Source organism: Streptomyces venezuelae, assembly GCF_008642375.1.
GTDB lineage: Bacteria > Actinomycetota > Actinomycetes > Streptomycetales > Streptomycetaceae > Streptomyces > Streptomyces venezuelae_G.
The window spans coordinates 3,483,167-3,499,098 of the sequence record NZ_CP029194.1; the positions used below are offsets into that span (position 1 = coordinate 3,483,167).

Below are 15,932 nucleotides of genomic sequence, written 5' to 3' on the forward strand. Positions count from 1 at the left end.
ACAGCACAGCCGACGGCCGGGCGCGGGTCAGCCCTCCGGCATCTCCTCGACCTCGCGGACCTCCAGGCCGACCTTCCACTGCGGCGGGTGCACGGCCAGGAAGCGCTTCCCCCACTCGACGGCCTCGGCCATGTCCTTGCACTGGAGCATCGCGTAGCCGCCGACGACCTCCTTCGTCTCGGTGAACGGTCCGTCGGTGTACGACAGCTGGCCGTCCGACCAGGTGATCCGGGTGGCCTCGGCGGTCGGCCGGAGTCCGGCGGTGTCCACCATGGCGCCGGCCTTGGTGATCTCCTCGAAGAGCGCGCCCATGCGCTGTTCGAAGCCGGGGTCGGCGCTCTCCATGTCGATCGTGTTCTCCTCGATGCGGACGAGGGACAGGAAGCGGGGCATGACGACTCCTCGGTGGTGCGGTGGCGGGGCCGTTCCCCGCCTTCCACACATACGTCGAACGGGCCGGACCCGCATCGACACCGCGCCGGAGAAATCTTCCGGAGAGGTGTGCGCGCCCTACACGTAGTCCTCCAGGCGGGCCACGGTGAAGCCCTGCTCCTGGATCCTGCGCAGCATCGTGGCCGTCATCTCGGTCATCGTCCGGCCCTTGAGCTCGGACGGGCCCCGGAAGTGGGCCAGGATGATGTCGCCGGGGTGCAGCTTCCTGTCCCCGCGCTGGTACTGCATGTTCTTGATCTGCATGGACTCGCGCCAGAGCACGATCGCGTCCACCCCGCAGGTGCCGGCGGCGGCGCGGGTGTCCTCGTTCCAGTTGCCGTACGGCGGGCGGAAGAGCCGCGGAGGCGTGCCGTACTCCTTCGCGAGCTTGGTCTGCTGGCCGCAGATCTCCCGGCGCTGGGCCTCCCGCGAGAGGGTGCGGAGGTTGGGATGGGTGAGGGTGTGGTTGGCGACGCCGTGGCCCTGGGCGGCGAGCGGGGCGAAGTAGCCGTAGTCCCCGCGGATCGCCGAGTCGGTGAGGAACATCGTCACCGGGACCTTGAGGTCCTTCATCATCCGCACGAACTCGGGGTCCTTCTCGGCCCCGTCGTCGATCGTGATGAAGACGATCTTCTCGCTGGTGGGGATGTCGCTGATGACGGGTACGGGGCCGCCGGCCGCGCGGACCACCGGCTTGACCGCCGGCGGCGCGGGCGGCGCGGCGAAGGGCTTGAGGCCCCATTTCCGGTACGCGGCGGCCGCGGCGCCCCCGGGTGCGCCGGGCGCCTTGTGTTCGGCGGACGGCTCGGCCCCGGGCGCGGTCGTCCTCGCCGGGGCGGGAGCGCCACCGGGTTCCTCCGCCGAGCAGCCGGTCACCAGGAGGGCGACGGCGGTCAGGGCGGCCCACAGCGCGATGGTCTTCTTCACGCGCTGTGGGATGCCCGATCCGGCCGAAAGGTTGCTCTGCTTTCGGCCCGGTGTCCCTCTTTCGACCGACTATTCGACCGCTTCGAAGCGCCAGCGGTGGACCGGACGGGTGATCAGCTCCGCGTCCGGTTCGGGCAGCTCGGGCAGCTCGGCGTCGAAGGCCCCGGCCTCCCACCAGGTGAGGACCAGGACCCGGTCCTGCGGGGCGCGGAAGATCTCCCGGCGCAGCGGCTCACGGGCCAGGACCTGCGCCCTGGCCCACTCCAGGAGCTCGGCGCCCCGGCCCTGCGCGGCCCGCGCCTCCCACATGAGGGTGAGCCTCACGAGTACAGGTTCTCCTTGCTGACCTCGTGCACATGATCGTGGTCGTGGTGGTGCGCGCCCGGCACGTGCGGGTCCGTCACCGGCAGGGAGGAGTCAGCCGACAGCTCCAGGTCCGAGGCCGGCCTGTTGCGGGCGACCATCTCGGCGCCGAGCGCCGCGACCATCGCGCCGTTGTCCGTGCACAGGCCCGGGCGCGGCACGCGCAGCCGGATGCCGGCCCGCTCGCAGCGCTCCTGGGCGAGGGCCCGCAGCCGCGAGTTGGCGGCGACGCCGCCGCCGATCATCAGGTGGTCGACGCCCTCGTCCTTGCAGGCCCGGACGGCCTTGCGGGTCAGCACGTCCACGACGGCCTCCTGGAAGGACGCGGCCACGTCCCGTACCGGGACCTCCTCGCCCGCCGCCCGCTTCGCCTCGATCCAGCGGGCCACGGCGGTCTTGAGGCCGGAGAAGGAGAAGTCGTACGCGGGATCCCGCGAGCCGCTGAGCCCGCGCGGGAACGCGATCGCCTTCGGGTCGCCCTCCTTGGCGAGCCGGTCGATGACCGGTCCGCCGGGGAAGCCGAGGTCGAGGACGCGGGCGATCTTGTCGAAGGCCTCGCCGGCCGCGTCGTCGATGGTGGCGCCCATCGGCCGCACGTCGGAGGTGATGTCGGAGGAGAGCAGCAGCGAGGAGTGCCCGCCGGAGACCAGCAGGGCCATCGTCGGCTCGGGCAGCCTGCCGTGCTCCAGCTGGTCGACACAGATGTGCGAGGCGAGGTGGTTGACGCCGTAGAGCGGCTTGCCGAGGGCGTACGCGTACGCCTTCGCGGCCGAGACGCCGACGAGCAGCGCGCCCGCGAGGCCGGGCCCGGCCGTGACGGCGATACCGTCGAGGTCCTTCGCGGAGATCCCGGCCGTCTTCAGGGCGCGCTCGATCGTCGGGACCATCGCCTCCAGGTGTGCGCGGGAGGCGATCTCGGGCACGACGCCGCCGAAGCGGGCGTGGGTGTCGACGCTGGAGGCGACGGCGTCGGCGAGGAGCGTGGTGCCGTGGACGATGCCGACGCCGGTCTCGTCGCAGGAGGTCTCGATGCCGAGTACGAGGGGTTCGTCAGCAGCCATCAGAATCAGTCTCAGTTCCTTGAACGGTCAGTCGCATCACGAGCGCGTCCACGTTTCCGGGCTGGTAGTAGCCGCGCCGGAAACCGATGGGCTCGAAGCCGAAGCGCTCGTAGAGCTTCTGGGCCCGGGTGTTGTCCACACGCACCTCGAGGAGGACCTCGTCGCACTCGAAGGCGGTGGCGTGGTGGAGCAGGTCGGTGAGGAGCCGGGCGCCGAGGCCCGTACCCCATTGGTCGCGGGCGACGGCGATCGTCTGTACGTCCCCGAGCCCGCCGGCCGCGGCGAGTCCCGCGTACCCGACGAGCCGGCCTTCGCCGCTCTCCGAGAAGGTCTCCGCCACGACGTAGCGGCGGGTGGCCCGGGGCCCGCGCGCGTGCGCGAGCTCCGACCAGAACATCCCCGCCGACCAGGCGTCCTCGGGGAACAGCTCGTCCTCGAGGGCCAGCACCGGGGCGATGTCCCACCAGCGCATCTCGCGCAGTTCCACGCCGCCGGTCACTTGGGCGTGACCACCTTGTAGTTCTTGGGCACCTGCGCGTCGGGGCGGCGCAGGTACATGGGCAGCGGGTCGAGGAAGCCGTCGCCGCCGGCCGCCAGCTTCTCCGCGGCGAGCCCGGCGAGGGCCGCCGCCGACTGGTGCTCGGGGTCGCGGGCGTCGGGGAAGGCCTCGGGGTAGAGACGGGCGCCCGCGCCGACGACGGGCAGGCCCGCGAGGCGCTCGGCGATCTCGGCGGGCCGGTCGACGGCCGCGTCGGTCACCCGGGTGCGGGAGTCCTCGTACCGCGCCCAGTAGACCTCCTTGCGGCGCGCGTCCGTCGCGACGGCGAAGGGCTCGTCGATCCCGGAGGCGTACGCGAGGCCGTCGAGGGTGCACAGGCCGTGCACGGGCACGCCGAGCACGGACGAGAAGGTCGCGGCCGTGACGAGGCCGACGCGCAGGCCGGTGTACGGGCCGGGGCCGACGCCGACGACGACGCCGGTGACCGCGTCGAGGGTCAGCCCGGCCTCCTTGAGGACCCGGTCGACGGCGGGCAGCAGCAGCTCCCCGTGGCGGCGGGCGTCGACCTGGCTCGACGAGGCGAGGACGGCCTCGCCGTCGTGGAGGGCGACGGTGACGGCGGGGGTGGCGGTATCCAAGGCGAGCAGAAGCACGCGAACAGCCTACGGCTCCCGGGACGGGCGGCGCCCCGGGAGCCGTGGGCGGGGCACCCACGGGCACGGCGCCCGGCCCGCGGGGGCACCGGCTGCTACCGTCACCCTTCGATACGTTCGTACGAGAGGTGGGCACGGTGGCAAGGAGCAGCTCGGGATTCGTGGCCGGGCTCACCGCGGCGGCCGTCGTCGCGGTCGGCGTCCTCGCGTACCAGGCCTCGGCCAACGCCCCCGCCGATCTGTCGGCGAAGCCGACGGCGCCGGGCACGGCCGTCCCGTCCGTCTCGCCGAGCGGCGGCCCGAAGCAGCCGGCGAAGGACCCGCTGGCGGTCCCGGCGGCCTCCGGCAGCGGCGAGCGGGTCGTGTACGCGCTCGCCGACCGCCAGGTGTGGCTGGTGAACTCCAAGGGCAAGGCCACGCGGACGTTCTCGGTGATGCCGAGCACGGTGGACCCGCTGCCGGGCTCCTACACGGTGACGTCGCGCTCGGGCGCGGTCACCGGCTCCGACGGGGTGCGGATCGAGCACGTGGTGCGGTTCGCGACGAACCAGGACGTGGTGATCGGCTTCAGCGCGGCGGTGGACGGCTCGACGCCGAAGCCGGACCCGTCGAAGAAGACCGGCGGCATCCGCATGAAGCGGGCGGACGGGGACGCGCTGTGGACGTTCGCGTCGATCGGCGCGAAGGTCGTCGTCGTCGCTTAGGGCCTGTCCTAGGCGGCTTCGTCCCGCCGTGCGACGGCGGCCTCCGCGACCGCTTCCTCACCCTGCCCGGGGCCGGGGCGGCGCGGCGGGGTGGACAGGGCGCGCGCGGCGGCGCAGGACGCCAGCAGCTCGCCCATCGAGACGTGGTCCCGGCCGTGTCCCGCTTCCGCTCCCGCTTCCGCGCGCTGTGGCGTGGCCATGCATGCCTCCCGTAGGTTAGGTACACCTAACCAGCTCGTGCATCCATGTCACCACGGCACGTACGACCGACGCAATATCTTCCCGACACGTTGTCGGAAGCTCCTACGATCAGACGTACGCGCCGCGCCCGGAGGCCTCGCCCTCAGTGCGCGCCTCAGGGCGCGCCCTCAGCCGAGGCCGAGGTCCTCGTCCGCCCAGCGCGAGCCGATCCCGCGGAGCACGACCGTGCGCCGGTCGTCGTCGGTGTCGCCGGTGACGCGGTGGATGAGGACGTGCAGCCGGTCGTCGGTCAACTCCTCGACCTTGCCGTCACCCCACTCCACGACCACCACGGACTCGGGCAGCGAGACGTCCAGGTCGAGGTCCTCCATCTCGTCGAGACCGCCGCCGAGGCGGTACGCGTCGACGTGCACCAGGGCGGGGCCACCGACCAGGGACGGGTGGACGCGGGCGATGACGAAGGTCGGGGACGTGACGGCGCCCCGCACCCCGAGGCCCTCGCCGAGGCCGCGGGTCAGGGTCGTCTTCCCGGCGCCGAGCTCGCCGGTGAGCATGACGAGGTCGCCGGGGCGGAGGAGTTTCGCGAGCCGGCGGCCGAGGTCCCCCATCTGCTCGGGGGAGTCGATGGCGAGGGTGGCGCCGGAGACGGGCGGGTGCGCTGCTTCCATACCGGCCAACCTAACTCCTGCGAGCGTCGGTCCTCGCCGTCGCGGGCCCCGACCCCTGCCCCGGGGCCGGGACGGCACCGGCGCGGACCAGCAGGTCGGCGAGGCGGTCGGTGACGGCCTCGGGGTGCTCCAGCATGACCAGGTGGCCGCCGTCCGGGACGATGACCAGCTCCGCGTCCGGGAGGAGGCCGGCGATGGCCTCGGTGTGCGAGCTGGGGGTGACGAGGTCGTTGTCCCCGGCGAGCGCGAGCACCGGCAGCTCCGCGAAGACGGCGAGGGCGGCGGCCTTGTCGTGCTCGGCGAAGGCCGGGTAGAACTCCGCCACCACGTCGATCGGGGTCGCCTCGATCATCCGCTCCGCGAAGCGGGCGACCCCCGGGTCCACGTCCTTCGAGGAGAACGAGTACTTCTTGATCAGGCCCGCGAACAGGTCGGCCGTCGCCCGGCGCCCCCGCTCGACCAGCTCCGCCTGCGACCCCAGCGCCCGCAGGACTCCCGGCAGGACCCGACGGACGGCGTTGACGCCGGCGAGCGGCAGCCCGTACGACACCTCGGCGAGGTGTCCGGCGGATGTGCCGACGAAGGCGGCGCCCACGACCCGGTCGCGGACGAACTCCGGGTACCGGTCGGCGAGCGCCATCATCGTCATGCCGCCCATCGAGTGCCCGACCAGGACGAGCGGGCCCTCGGGCGCGGCGACGTCGAGGACGGCCTTGAGGTCGCGGCCGAGCTGCTCGATGGAGACGGGCACCCCGTCCGGGCCGGACTGGGCGACGCCGTGGCCGGAGCGGCCGTGGCTGCGCTGGTCCCAGTGGACGGTACGGACGAGGCCGCGGAGCGCGGCGCGCTGGAAGTGCCAGGAGTCCTGGTTGAGGCAGTAGCCGTGGCTGAAGACGACGGTGACGGGGGCGGGTTCCCTGCGCCCGAAGAGCCGCCGTCGGCGGGCGGGCGGAGTGTCCGCCTCGACCTCGTCGACCTCGTAGTACAGGACGGTCGAGTCCTCGGCGAGCGCCCGGCCGGAGGTGCCGCGGAGGCTGCCGTACGGGCCGGTGGCGTCCAGGGCGAGCCGGGCCTTCTGGCGGACGGAGCGGCCGACCGTGAGCCGCTCGACGGCGACTCCGGCGGCCGCGCCGGCGGCGAGGACGCCTATCGCGGCCCCGGCGAAGCCGGCCCGCCGCCAACTGCTCGTACCGCTGCCACTGGACTCGCCCACGCCGGCTCCCCTATTCGTCCAGGTAGACGCGCGGCACGCGCGCGCCGATCCGGGTGACGATCTCGTACGCGATGGTGTCGGCGGCCACCGCCCAGTCCTCGGCGGTCGGCTCGCCCCGGTCGCCGGGGCCGAAGAGCACGGCCTCGGCGCCCGGCTCGATGGTGTCCCCGCCGAGGTCGACGACGAACTGGTCCATGGCGACGCGCCCGGCGACCGTCCGGACGGTGTCGCCGACGAGGACGGGACCGCGGCCCGAGGCGTGCCGGGGGACGCCGTCGGCGTAACCGAGGGGGACGAGACCGAGGGTGGTGGCTTCACCGGTGACGTAGTGGTGCCCGTAGCTCACCCCGTGCCCGGCGGGGACGTGCTTCACGAGCGCGACGCTCGCCTTCAGCGACATGACGGGCCGGAGCCCCAGCTCGGCGGAGGTGCCGAGCTCGGGGCTGGGCGAGACGCCGTAGAGGGCGATGCCGGGCCGGACGAGGTCGAAGTGGGCCTCGGGCAGGGTGAGGGTGGCCGGCGAGTTCGCGATGTGCCGGACCTCGGGCCGGACACCGGCCTGCTCGGCGTGGTCGAGCATCGAGCGGAAGACGTCGAGCTGCGCGGCGATCGAGGGGTGGTGGGGTTCGTCGGCACAGGCGAGGTGCGACCAGAGCCCCGTCACCTTGACGAGCCCGTCGACCTCCGCCTTCAGAGCGGCGCCGACGAGCTCGGGCCAGTCGGCGGGCTGGCAGCCGTTGCGCCCGAGCCCGGTGTCGGCCTTGAGCTGGATCCGGGCGGTCTTCCCGACGGCCTTGGCCGCCGCGACGACCTCCTCCAGCGCCCACATCCCGCTCACGGACATGTCGAGACCGGCCTCGATGCCCCGGTCCCAGGGGTCGCCGGGGGTCCAGAGCCAGCACATGACGGGGACGTCGGTGATCCCGGCGGCGCGCAGGGCGAGCGCCTCGTGCGGGGTGGCCGTACCGAGCCAGTCCGCGCCCGCGTCCAGGGCGGCGCGGGCACAGCGCACGGCGCCGTGTCCGTACGCGTCGGCCTTGACCACGGCCATGATCCGGACGTGGGGGGCGACGCGGGCGCGCAGCGTGCGGACGTTCGCACGCAGCGCGCCGAGGTCGATCTCGGCGCGGGCTCTGCGGGGCGGAGGTGTCTCAGTCATCGCGCCCAGTCTCTCAGGTGTCAGCCACCGGGCCGCTTACCCCAGATGTAGACCCGGTCACCCTTGCGGAGGACGTCCCAGAGTTTCCGGGCGTTGCCGTAGCTGAGATTGACGCAGCCCCGGCTGCCGGTGGGCGTGGCGATCTGCCCGTAGACGGCGTGGAAGGCCTGCCCGCCGCTGAAGAACTGGGAGAAGGGCATGGGGGTGTTGTAGATGGAGGACCAGTGGTCCTTGTGGCGCCAGTAGACGGAGTGCCATCCGGTCCGGGTCGCGTACCCGGGGCGGCCGCTCCTGATGTTGACCACCGGGAAGGTGATCTTCTTGTCCTTCCGCACCCACATCAGCTGGCGGTCGAGATCGACGCAGGCGACGGCGTCCTTCTTCACGGGGCAGCGCCGCCCGGGGTCGAGGTTCTTCCGCGCGGCGAGCAGCTCGGCCCGGGCCCAGGTGACGGGCCCGGCGTACCCGTTGGCGGGCTTGATCTTCTCCCGCACCTGGAACGCCTTGATGGCCGTGCAGTCGGCCGCCGACTGCACGCCGTCCACCTTCAGCTTCAGCAGCCGCTCGACCAGCCGCTGATGGGTCCCGGTGGTGGCGGTACAGGCGGCCCCGACGACGCTGCGCGGCAGATACTCGACCAGCTCGTCGACGTCCTCCTCCGGCTCGGGCACGGGGACATCGTCCTCGGACTGCAGCGGAGGCAGCACCTGATCGGGAGTATCCATCGGATACTCGGCCCGCCCGCCCCCGACGACCCCGGGCACGAGCGGGTCGTCGAGGGCGGGAGCGTCGGCCTGGGCCGACGGGGGCGGGACGGGCTCGGGCGAATCGGCGAGGGCCACGGTCGGCCCGAGGGCGAGGACGGCGGCGAGACCGAGCAGCAACGGCCCGGTACGACTTCTTCGGCAACTGATCACCCCACCCACCCAATCCGCGCCGCGCGCTCCCAGCGCGCCGGATCCCACGGGCGGGGCAACGGGTTCGCCCGAGTGGGCCAGACCTCGCGCCCCGGTGCCCCCTGATCGCCCCCAGCCCCCGGCTCCCCGGCTCCCCGGCTCCCCGGCTCCCCGGCAGGGTTTCGGGAAGGGACGGGGTGAGGGAAAGGAACCGCCCCGGCTACGACGCCGGCGCCACCACGTCCCGCCAAGCCCCCCGCAGGGACACCGCCACCTCGCCCGCCGTCACCGGGCCCGCCCCCACCGCAGCGCCCCGCCCCGCCGCCGCCCGCCGCGCCGCAAGGCCGTGCAGGTACGCGGCGGCCGAGGCCGCGTCCACCACCGGGAGCCCCGCCGCGAGGAGGGAGCCCGCCAGACCCGAGAGGACGTCCCCGCTCCCTGCCGTCGCGAGCCACGGCGTACCGGTCGGGTTGACCCGTACGGGCCCGCCCTCCGGCCCGCACACCAGCGTCGTCGACCCCTTGAGCAGCACCGTCGCCCCGAAGCGCCCCGCCAGCTCCCGTACCGCCGCGAGCCGCCCCGCCTCCACCTCCTCCCGCGCGACGCCCAGCAGCGCCGCCGCCTCCCCCGCGTGCGGGGTGAGCAGGGTCGAGGCGGGACGGCGGGCCCGTACGACCGCCGGGTCGAGGCCTCGCAGGCCGTCGGCGTCGACGAGGACCGGCACGTCGGAGGCGAGGACCTCGGCGACCGCGACGACGGGCCCGGGCCCCTCGCCGAGCCCGGGCCCGACGACCCAGGCCTGGACCCGCCCGGCCTTCTCGGGCCGCCCGGAGTGCACGAGGGTCTCCGGGTGCCGCGCGAGCACCGCGTCCCCGGCGGGCCCGACGTACCGCACGGCCCCCGCCCCGCCCCGCAGCGCCCCGGACACCGCGAGGACCGCCGCGCCCGGGTAGCGGGCGGAGCCGGCGACGACGCCGAGGACCCCGCGCCGGTACTTGTCGCTCTCGGCCCCCGGCACGGGCAGCAGCCGCGCGACGTCCTCGTGCTGGAGGGCCTCCAGCTCCGGCACCCCGGGGAGGTAGGGGTCGATACCGATGCCGACGAACCGCAGCGCCCCCGCGTACTCCCGCGCCGGGTCGACGAGCAGCGCCGGCTTGTACGTCCCGAAGGTCACCGTCACGTCGGCCCGCAGCGCCTCCCCGGTCACCTCGCCCGTGTCGGCGTCGACGCCGCTCGGCAGGTCGACGGCGACGACGACGGCGTTCGAGCCGCGCGCGGCCCGGGCGACCGGGACGGCGTCCGGCCGGAGCCCGCCCTGACCGCCGATGCCGGTGATGCCGTCGAGGACGAGGTCGGCGGCGGCGAGTGCCTCGAAGGGGTCGTCGGGGGTCCGCCCGCCCGCCGCCCGGAAGGCCGCGAGACCGCCCTCGTGAGCCCGGCCCCCGAGCAGTACGGCCGCGACCCCGGCCCCCCGCCGGGCGAGCCGGGCCCCGGCGTACAGCGCGTCGCCTCCGTTGTCGCCGCTGCCGACGAGCAGCACGACCCTCGCCCCGTACACCCGCGGCAGCAACCCCGCGCAGGCGGCGGCGAGTCCGGCGGCGGCGCGCTGCATGAGGGCGCCTTCCGGGAGGCGGGCCTTGAGTGCGGCCTCGGCGGCCCGGACGGTCTCCACACGATGAGCGGTACGCATGGTCAGCAGTCTGCCGCAGTCCTCAAGCCGCCGCCCGGGGGCGAGGGTTGACGCTCCCTCATCATCCAACTTAGGTTCGCCTTACCTAACTAGCCATCGCCTGGAAAGGCAGCTCCGCCATGCGCGCCCTCGCCCGTACCGCCCTCACCCTCGCCTCCGCCGCCGCCCTCACCGTCGGCCTCGCCTCCGCCGCCACTGCCGCCACCGCGAGCCGCACCGTCACGGACGGCACCCGCACCCACGCCCTCTCCCTCACCGCCCCGAACACCGCCCCCGCCACGGGCGCCAACGTCACCGTCACCGGCTCCGGCTACAACCCCGACCAGGGCGTCTACGTGAGCCTCTGCGCGATACCGGCGGGGGTGAACACCGCCGACCCGACCACCTGGAACAGCAAGCCCACCCCCTGCCTCGGCGGCCAGGACGAGGCCGGCACGACCGGCGCCTCCCACTGGGTGAACAGCGACTGGTACTGGATGTCCCCGTCCAACTCCTCCCCCTTCACGGAGTCCGGCGGCCTCGGCTCCTTCTCCGTCCAGATCCACGTCAAGGCGAAGATCTCCGACACCGTCACCTGCGGCCAGTCGGGCGTGACCTGCGCGATCGTCACCCGCGCGGACCACTTCGACAGCTCCGACCGGAAGTACGACGTGTACGTGCCGGTGACCTTCCAGTGAGAACACCCCTCCTGACGGCCGTCGCCGTGCTCGCCGTCACGAGCACGGCGGCGACGCCGCCACCGTCACCGCCACCGCCCCTCCACGAGAACCTCCGCACCCTCACCCCGCCCTCCGGCAGCGCCCTCGACGCCGAGGTCGACCCGGCCGCCGACCGCCTCTACGTGAGCAGCAGCGACGGCACGGCCCACCGCCTCACGGCCTACTCCACGGCCACCGGCGAGCCCCTCGGCGAGCCCGTGAGGCTCCCTGCCCCGGCCACCGTGATGGCCCTCGGCGCCTCCGGCACGCTCTACCTCGGCCTCTCCACCCGGATCGCCGCCTACGACACCGCGAACGGCACCCTCACCGACCACCGCATCGCGATCGACGGCAGCGTCAGCCACCTCGCCGCCGACCCGGGGCAGGGACGGCTGTACGTCGGCGACCAGGCCGCCAAGTCGGTGACGGTGTACGACACGGCCACCGGCACGCCCGTCGGAGAACCCGCCGTCCTCCCCTTCCACCCGGCCGGCCTCGCCGTCGACACCACCCACCACACGGGATACGCGACCTACCTCGGCGGCGCCGTCGAGAACGGCTCCGTGGTCTACCGCAACATCCTCGACACCGTCGACGGCACCACCGGCCGCCTCACGGGCACGGTCAGCCTGGGCTCCACCGCCCTCGGCAGCATGGGCGTCACGGTCGACCCGGTGGGCCGCACGGGGTACGTGGCCAACCTCGCCGCCGGCACGATCTCCGTCGTCGACCTGAGGGAGCAGAAGGTCACCGGCACCCTCGCCGTCGACGGCAACCCGAAGGCCCTCGCGTACGACCCGGGGACCTCGACCCTCTACGCGGCACGGACCGGCGCCTCGTCCGTGGCGGTCGTCGACCCGGCGAAGGGCGAGGTGACGGAGACGATCACGACGGGCGAACGGCCCGCCGCACTCGCCCTGGACCCGCAGGAGCACACGCTCTACACGGTGGCGGGCGGAGCGGTCACCCAGACGGTACGGAAGGCACCCCCGGAACCGACCCCGGAGCCCACACCTACGCCGACACAGGAACCGACGCCCCCGACGCCGACGCCGACGAACACGACGACAAGCCCGACACCGACGACCACAGCAACACCAACAGCCACAGCCACGACGACCTCGCCTCCGCCCCCAACACCGACCCCGACCCCGACGGACGCGGAGCCCAGCACCTCGGCCCGACCGCCGACCGCACCACCGGCCTCCCCGCCACCGCCCGACGACACGACCGCGACCGCGCCCGGAGGCGCCGACACCGGGACCCACGCCGTCTCCGACACCGGCACCGCCACCGCCATCGCCACCCCAGCAGGCCCCGGCGGCCTGGCCGCCACTGGCAGCAGCGCCCTCCCCGCCACTCTCGCGGCGGTGAGCCTCGCGGCCCTGGGCGCCGCGGCACTCGTCCTGTCCCGCCGCCGGAAAGCGGCAGCAACAGAAGCAACGAACAACACCCCGTAGACGCGCGCGGCACACGCAACCCGACGACGGCCCTGGCAGTCGCGCGCGAGACGACCGGGGCCCGACCGCACAAGCGGCCGGGCCCCGGTCGAACACACCCTCACCGCCGTCCGGTCACTCACCCCGACCGCACGGCTCACACCTCACCCCTCCGCGATCACCACCGCCGAGGCCACCCCCGCGTCATGGCTCAGCGAGACGTGCCAGTGCCGCACGCCCAGCTCCGCCGCCCGCGCCGCCACCGTCCCGCGCACCCGCAGCCGCGGCTGCCCGGTCCCCTCGACGTACACCTCGGCGTCCGTCCAGAGCAGGCCGCCCGGCGCGCCGAGCGCCTTCGCCAGCGCTTCCTTCGCGGCGAACCGCACCGCGAGCGAGGCCACCCCGCGCCGGTCGCCGCTCGGGAGCAGCAGCTCCCGCTCGACGAAGAGGCGCTTGAGCATCCCCGGTGTGCGCTCGATCGACGCGGCGAAGCGGTCGATCTCCGCCACGTCGATCCCCACCCCAATGATCATTTCCCACTCACTCCACGGTCACCGACTTGGCCAGGTTGCGCGGCTGGTCGACCTCGTTGCCCCGCGCGGTGGCGAGCTCGCAGGCGAAGACCTGGAGCGGCACCGTGGAGACCAGCGGCTGGAGCAGCGTAGGCGTCGCCGGGATCCTGATGAGGTGGTCGGCGTACGGGACGACCGCCTCGTCGCCCTCCTCGGCGATCACGATGGTCCGCGCACCGCGCGCCCGGATCTCCTGGATGTTGGAGACGATCTTGTCGTGGAGGACGGAGCGGCCCTTGGGCGAGGGCACCACGACGACGACCGGCAGGTCCTCCTCGATGAGCGCGATCGGCCCGTGCTTGAGCTCTCCGGCGGCGAAGCCCTCGGCGTGCATGTACGCGAGCTCCTTGAGCTTCAGCGCGCCCTCCAGGGCCACCGGGTAGCCGACGTGCCGGCCGAGGAAGAGGACGGTGTCCTTGTGGGCGAGGGAGCGGGCGAGGGCCCGGACGGGCTCCATCGTCTCCAGGACCCGCTCGACCTCGTCGCCGATCCGCGCGAGCTCGCGCACCACGGCGTGGATCTCGTCGCCCCACTTGGTGCCCCGCACCTGGCCGAGATACAGCGCCAGCAGATAGCAGGCGACGAGCTGCGTCAGGAAGGCCTTGGTCGACGCGACGGCGACCTCGGGCCCGGCGTGGGTGTAAAGGACGGCGTCGGACTCGCGCGGGATCGTCGACCCGTTCGTGTTGCACACGGCGAGCACCTTGGCGCCCTGTTCCCTGGCGTGCCGCAGGGCCATCAGCGTGTCCATGGTCTCGCCGGACTGCGAGATCGCGATCACCAGGGTCTTCTGGCCGAGGATCGGGTCCCGGTAGCGGAACTCGCTGGCGAGCTCGACCTCGCAGGGGATGCGGGTCCAGTGCTCGATGGCGTACTTGGCGATGAGCCCGGCGTGGAAGGCGGTGCCGCAGGCGATGATGACGACCTTGTCGGCCTCGCGGAGCACGGCATCGGGGATGCGCACCTCGTCGAGGGTGAGCCGGCCGGAGCCGTCGATCCGCCCGAGGAGGGTGTCGGCGACGGCCTTGGGCTGCTCGGCGATCTCCTTGAGCATGAAGTAGTCGTAGCCGCCCTTCTCGGCGGCGGAGGCGTCCCAGTCGACGTGGTAGGCCCGTACGTCGGCGGGTGCCCCGTCGAAGTCGGTGACGGTGACACCCTCCCGGGTGAGCTCGACGACCTGGTCCTGGCCGAGTTCGATCGCCGAGCGGGTGTGGGCGATGAAGGCGGACACGTCGGAGGCGAGGAAGTTCTCGCCCTCGCCGACGCCGACGACGAGCGGGGAGTTCCGCCGGGCGCCGACGACCACGTCGGGCTGGTCGGCGTGGACGGCGACCAGGGTGAAGGCCCCGTCGAGCCGGCGGCAGACGAGCCGCATGGCCTCCGCGAGGTCCCCGGCGGAGGAGAACTCCTCGGCGAGGAGGTGGGCGACGACCTCGGTGTCGGTCTCGGAGGCCAGGTCGTGGCCGCGTTCGGCCAGCTCCTCCCTGAGGGCGGCGAAGTTCTCGATGATGCCGTTGTGGACGACGGCGACGCGCCCGGCGTTGTCGAGATGCGGGTGCGCGTTGACGTCGGTCGGCCCGCCGTGGGTGGCCCAGCGGGTGTGCCCGATGCCCACGGAGCCGCCGGCCAGCGGCCGGTCCACGAGCTCCTTCTCCAGGTTGACGAGCTTGCCCGCCTTCTTGGCCGCGGCGAGTCCCCCGTCGGAGAGCACCGCGACACCGGCCGAGTCGTAGCCCCGGTATTCGAGCCGCTTCAGGCCCGCGACCACCACATCAAGTGCCGACTGCCCGCCGGCGTATCCCACGATTCCGCACATGTCGGAAGCCTAGGACGGAAGGTGCCCGGAAGGGAGGAGTCGGCCGGGTTCGGCAGCTGCGCGTCGGCAGCCGCCGAACCCCGGACCCACGGGCCCGAACCCCCGGGGACCCACGAGTCAGGACCCACGGCAGGGACCCGTGATCAGCCGAGCTTGGCGGCCTGCGCGTCCACGATGTCCTTCGGCAGGGCCTTGACCGTGCCGCCGAAGCTGAGCGTGGAGAACGAGGCCAGGGTGTTGCCCTGCCGGAAGACGACCGCCTTCGTGACGAACGGCCGGCCGTCCAGGTCGGTGGTGACCGTCCAGGCGAGCGCCTCCTCGCCCGCGGTCGCCGTCTCCGGCGCGACCGCGGAGATCTTCGTCCGCTCGCCGCCGCCGATCAGCGTGAAGCCGCCCGCGCAGTCGGTGCCGGCCTTCTTCAGGGAGGCGAAGGCCTCCTGGGCGCCCTGCCCGTCGTACGAGCCGAGGGTCACGCCCGTCACGGGCGCCGCCAGCGCGCCCAGCGCGTCCTCCGGCGAGGCCGTCGCGCCGTCGCTCTTCGGCACCTCGATGGCCTTGCGGGTCGCGGTGGCGCCCGGCTTTCCGGGGGCGACGTACGACATGACGTCGGCGAGCGGCTTGCAGGACGGCTTGTCGGTGGAGACCGCGGCGGCCGACGGGATCTCCCCGGCCTTGGCCTTCTGCACCTGGTGGCCCGGCAGGTCGGCCTGCTCGACGATCAGCTTCTCCAGCTCGGCGGCGGACAGCGCCTCGGCCGCCGCACTCGTGGCGGAGGCGCTGGGAGCGCCCTTGTCGGCGCCCTTGCCCTGGTCACCGCCCTTCTCCTCACCACCGCAGGCGGTGACGAGCAGCGCGAGGGAAACGGCGGTGACGGCGACGGCGACGCTTCTCTTGTACGTACGCATGTGTGGTGTCTCTCTGCTTCTCTTCGCATGCTCTAT

Annotated in this window: 18 protein-coding genes; 3 read left to right on the forward strand and 15 right to left on the reverse strand. The window is 73.5% G+C overall.

The features are described from left to right. Positions 1-27: 27 nt before the first annotated feature. The 6 genes from DEJ46_RS15415 to tsaB all read right to left on the reverse strand — a co-directional run bounded on the left by DEJ46_RS15415 (position 28) and on the right by tsaB (position 3,935). Positions 28-393, reverse strand: coding sequence for a YciI family protein (locus tag DEJ46_RS15415; protein ID WP_150266971.1), 366 nt, complete (start codon positions 391-393; stop codon positions 28-30). Between the two features lie 117 nt (positions 394-510). Beyond that, positions 511-1,359, reverse strand: coding sequence for a polysaccharide deacetylase family protein (locus DEJ46_RS15420; protein ID WP_150266973.1), 849 nt, complete (start codon positions 1,357-1,359; stop codon positions 511-513). Positions 1,360-1,428: 69 nt separating this feature from the next. Beyond that, positions 1,429-1,668 carry a hypothetical protein gene (locus tag DEJ46_RS15425; protein WP_190623217.1) on the reverse strand — a complete coding sequence of 80 codons (240 nt, stop codon included), beginning with the start codon at positions 1,666-1,668 and terminating at the stop codon, positions 1,429-1,431. Between the two features lie 11 nt (positions 1,669-1,679). Then, complete coding sequence (tsaD, locus tag DEJ46_RS15430) at positions 1,680-2,783, reverse strand: tRNA (adenosine(37)-N6)-threonylcarbamoyltransferase complex transferase subunit TsaD (RefSeq protein WP_150266977.1); 1,104 nt, start codon at positions 2,781-2,783, stop codon at positions 1,680-1,682. Further along, complete coding sequence (gene rimI / locus DEJ46_RS15435) at positions 2,773-3,255, reverse strand: ribosomal protein S18-alanine N-acetyltransferase (protein WP_150274460.1); 483 nt, start codon at positions 3,253-3,255, stop codon at positions 2,773-2,775. The genes tsaD and rimI overlap by 11 nt, the downstream gene beginning before the upstream one ends. A 23-nt stretch (positions 3,256-3,278) precedes the next feature. Continuing rightward, entirely contained in the window at positions 3,279-3,935 is a 657-nt protein-coding gene (gene tsaB, locus DEJ46_RS15440; RefSeq protein WP_150266979.1) for a tRNA (adenosine(37)-N6)-threonylcarbamoyltransferase complex dimerization subunit type 1 TsaB, read from the reverse strand. Between the two features lie 161 nt (positions 3,936-4,096). Between tsaB and DEJ46_RS15445 the strand changes: the two genes are divergently transcribed. After that, a complete protein-coding gene (locus DEJ46_RS15445) occupies positions 4,097-4,639 on the forward strand; it encodes a hypothetical protein (RefSeq protein WP_150274462.1) in 543 nt (180 codons plus the stop codon). A gap of 8 nt (positions 4,640-4,647) precedes the next feature. On the opposite strand, the gene DEJ46_RS15450 is transcribed toward DEJ46_RS15445, so the two are convergent. The 6 genes from DEJ46_RS15450 to DEJ46_RS15475 form a co-directional block, all read right to left on the reverse strand. Continuing rightward, positions 4,648-4,839, reverse strand: a complete 192-nt coding sequence (locus DEJ46_RS15450) for a hypothetical protein (RefSeq protein WP_150266981.1) — start codon at positions 4,837-4,839, stop codon at positions 4,648-4,650. 168 nt (positions 4,840-5,007) lie between these two features. Beyond that, a complete protein-coding gene (gene tsaE / locus DEJ46_RS15455) occupies positions 5,008-5,508 on the reverse strand; it encodes a tRNA (adenosine(37)-N6)-threonylcarbamoyltransferase complex ATPase subunit type 1 TsaE (protein ID WP_190622666.1) in 501 nt (166 codons plus the stop codon). Between the two features lie 10 nt (positions 5,509-5,518). Next, positions 5,519-6,721 carry an alpha/beta fold hydrolase gene (locus tag DEJ46_RS15460; protein ID WP_150266985.1) on the reverse strand — a complete coding sequence of 401 codons (1,203 nt, stop codon included), beginning with the start codon at positions 6,719-6,721 and terminating at the stop codon, positions 5,519-5,521. A 10-nt stretch (positions 6,722-6,731) separates the two neighbouring features. Continuing rightward, on the reverse strand, positions 6,732-7,880 hold the full coding sequence (gene alr / locus DEJ46_RS15465; protein WP_150266987.1) for an alanine racemase: 1,149 nt from the start codon (positions 7,878-7,880) through the stop codon (positions 6,732-6,734). A gap of 20 nt (positions 7,881-7,900) precedes the next feature. Next, the gene (locus tag DEJ46_RS15470; protein WP_150274464.1) at positions 7,901-8,761 is read right to left on the reverse strand and encodes a L,D-transpeptidase; all 861 of its coding nucleotides are present in this window, start codon (positions 8,759-8,761) and stop codon (positions 7,901-7,903) included. Between the two features lie 235 nt (positions 8,762-8,996). After that, positions 8,997-10,466, reverse strand: a complete 1,470-nt coding sequence (locus DEJ46_RS15475) for an NAD(P)H-hydrate dehydratase (protein ID WP_150266989.1) — start codon at positions 10,464-10,466, stop codon at positions 8,997-8,999. A gap of 119 nt (positions 10,467-10,585) precedes the next feature. Here DEJ46_RS15475 and DEJ46_RS15480 point away from each other — a divergent pair, with 119 nt between their 5' ends. After that, positions 10,586-11,143, forward strand: coding sequence for a hypothetical protein (locus tag DEJ46_RS15480; RefSeq protein ID WP_150266990.1), 558 nt, complete (start codon positions 10,586-10,588; stop codon positions 11,141-11,143). Next, entirely contained in the window at positions 11,140-12,624 is a 1,485-nt protein-coding gene (locus tag DEJ46_RS39140) for a hypothetical protein (protein ID WP_190622668.1), read from the forward strand. Before DEJ46_RS15480 ends, DEJ46_RS39140 begins: the two co-directional genes overlap by 4 nt. Positions 12,625-12,767: 143 nt before the next feature. Here DEJ46_RS39140 and DEJ46_RS15490 read toward each other — a convergent pair whose 3' ends face one another. From DEJ46_RS15490 to DEJ46_RS15500, 3 genes are all read right to left on the reverse strand, one after another. Beyond that, on the reverse strand, positions 12,768-13,136 hold the full coding sequence (locus DEJ46_RS15490) for a holo-ACP synthase (RefSeq protein WP_150266992.1): 369 nt from the start codon (positions 13,134-13,136) through the stop codon (positions 12,768-12,770). A 7-nt stretch (positions 13,137-13,143) separates the two neighbouring features. Next, positions 13,144-14,991, reverse strand: a complete 1,848-nt coding sequence (gene glmS / locus DEJ46_RS15495) for a glutamine--fructose-6-phosphate transaminase (isomerizing) (protein ID WP_150266994.1) — start codon at positions 14,989-14,991, stop codon at positions 13,144-13,146. A gap of 143 nt (positions 14,992-15,134) precedes the next feature. Next, positions 15,135-15,896: a hypothetical protein gene (locus tag DEJ46_RS15500; RefSeq protein ID WP_150266996.1), complete on the reverse strand. Its 762-nt coding sequence runs from the start codon at positions 15,894-15,896 to the stop codon at positions 15,135-15,137. Positions 15,897-15,932 lie beyond the last annotated feature (36 nt).

Excerpts from the sequence above, each read along its gene's own strand:
- DEJ46_RS15480 (WP_150266990.1), top strand. The coding sequence starts at position 10,586 with ATGCGCGCCCTCGCCCGTACCGCCCTCACCCTCGCCTCCGCCGCCGCC.
- tsaE (WP_190622666.1), bottom strand. The coding sequence starts at position 5,508 with ATGGAAGCAGCGCACCCGCCCGTCTCCGGCGCCACCCTCGCCATCGAC.
- glmS (WP_150266994.1), bottom strand. The coding sequence starts at position 14,991 with ATGTGCGGAATCGTGGGATACGCCGGCGGGCAGTCGGCACTTGATGTG.
- tsaD (WP_150266977.1), bottom strand. The coding sequence starts at position 2,783 with ATGGCTGCTGACGAACCCCTCGTACTCGGCATCGAGACCTCCTGCGAC.
- DEJ46_RS15475 (WP_150266989.1), bottom strand. The coding sequence starts at position 10,466 with ATGCGTACCGCTCATCGTGTGGAGACCGTCCGGGCCGCCGAGGCCGCA.
- DEJ46_RS15490 (WP_150266992.1), bottom strand. The coding sequence starts at position 13,136 with ATGATCATTGGGGTGGGGATCGACGTGGCGGAGATCGACCGCTTCGCC.
- alr (WP_150266987.1), bottom strand. The coding sequence starts at position 7,880 with ATGACTGAGACACCTCCGCCCCGCAGAGCCCGCGCCGAGATCGACCTC.
- DEJ46_RS15415 (WP_150266971.1), bottom strand. The coding sequence starts at position 393 with ATGCCCCGCTTCCTGTCCCTCGTCCGCATCGAGGAGAACACGATCGAC.
- DEJ46_RS15450 (WP_150266981.1), bottom strand. The coding sequence starts at position 4,839 with ATGGCCACGCCACAGCGCGCGGAAGCGGGAGCGGAAGCGGGACACGGC.
- DEJ46_RS15500 (WP_150266996.1), bottom strand. The coding sequence starts at position 15,896 with ATGCGTACGTACAAGAGAAGCGTCGCCGTCGCCGTCACCGCCGTTTCC.
- DEJ46_RS15425 (WP_190623217.1), bottom strand. The coding sequence starts at position 1,668 with ATGTGGGAGGCGCGGGCCGCGCAGGGCCGGGGCGCCGAGCTCCTGGAG.
- rimI (WP_150274460.1), bottom strand. The coding sequence starts at position 3,255 with ATGCGCTGGTGGGACATCGCCCCGGTGCTGGCCCTCGAGGACGAGCTG.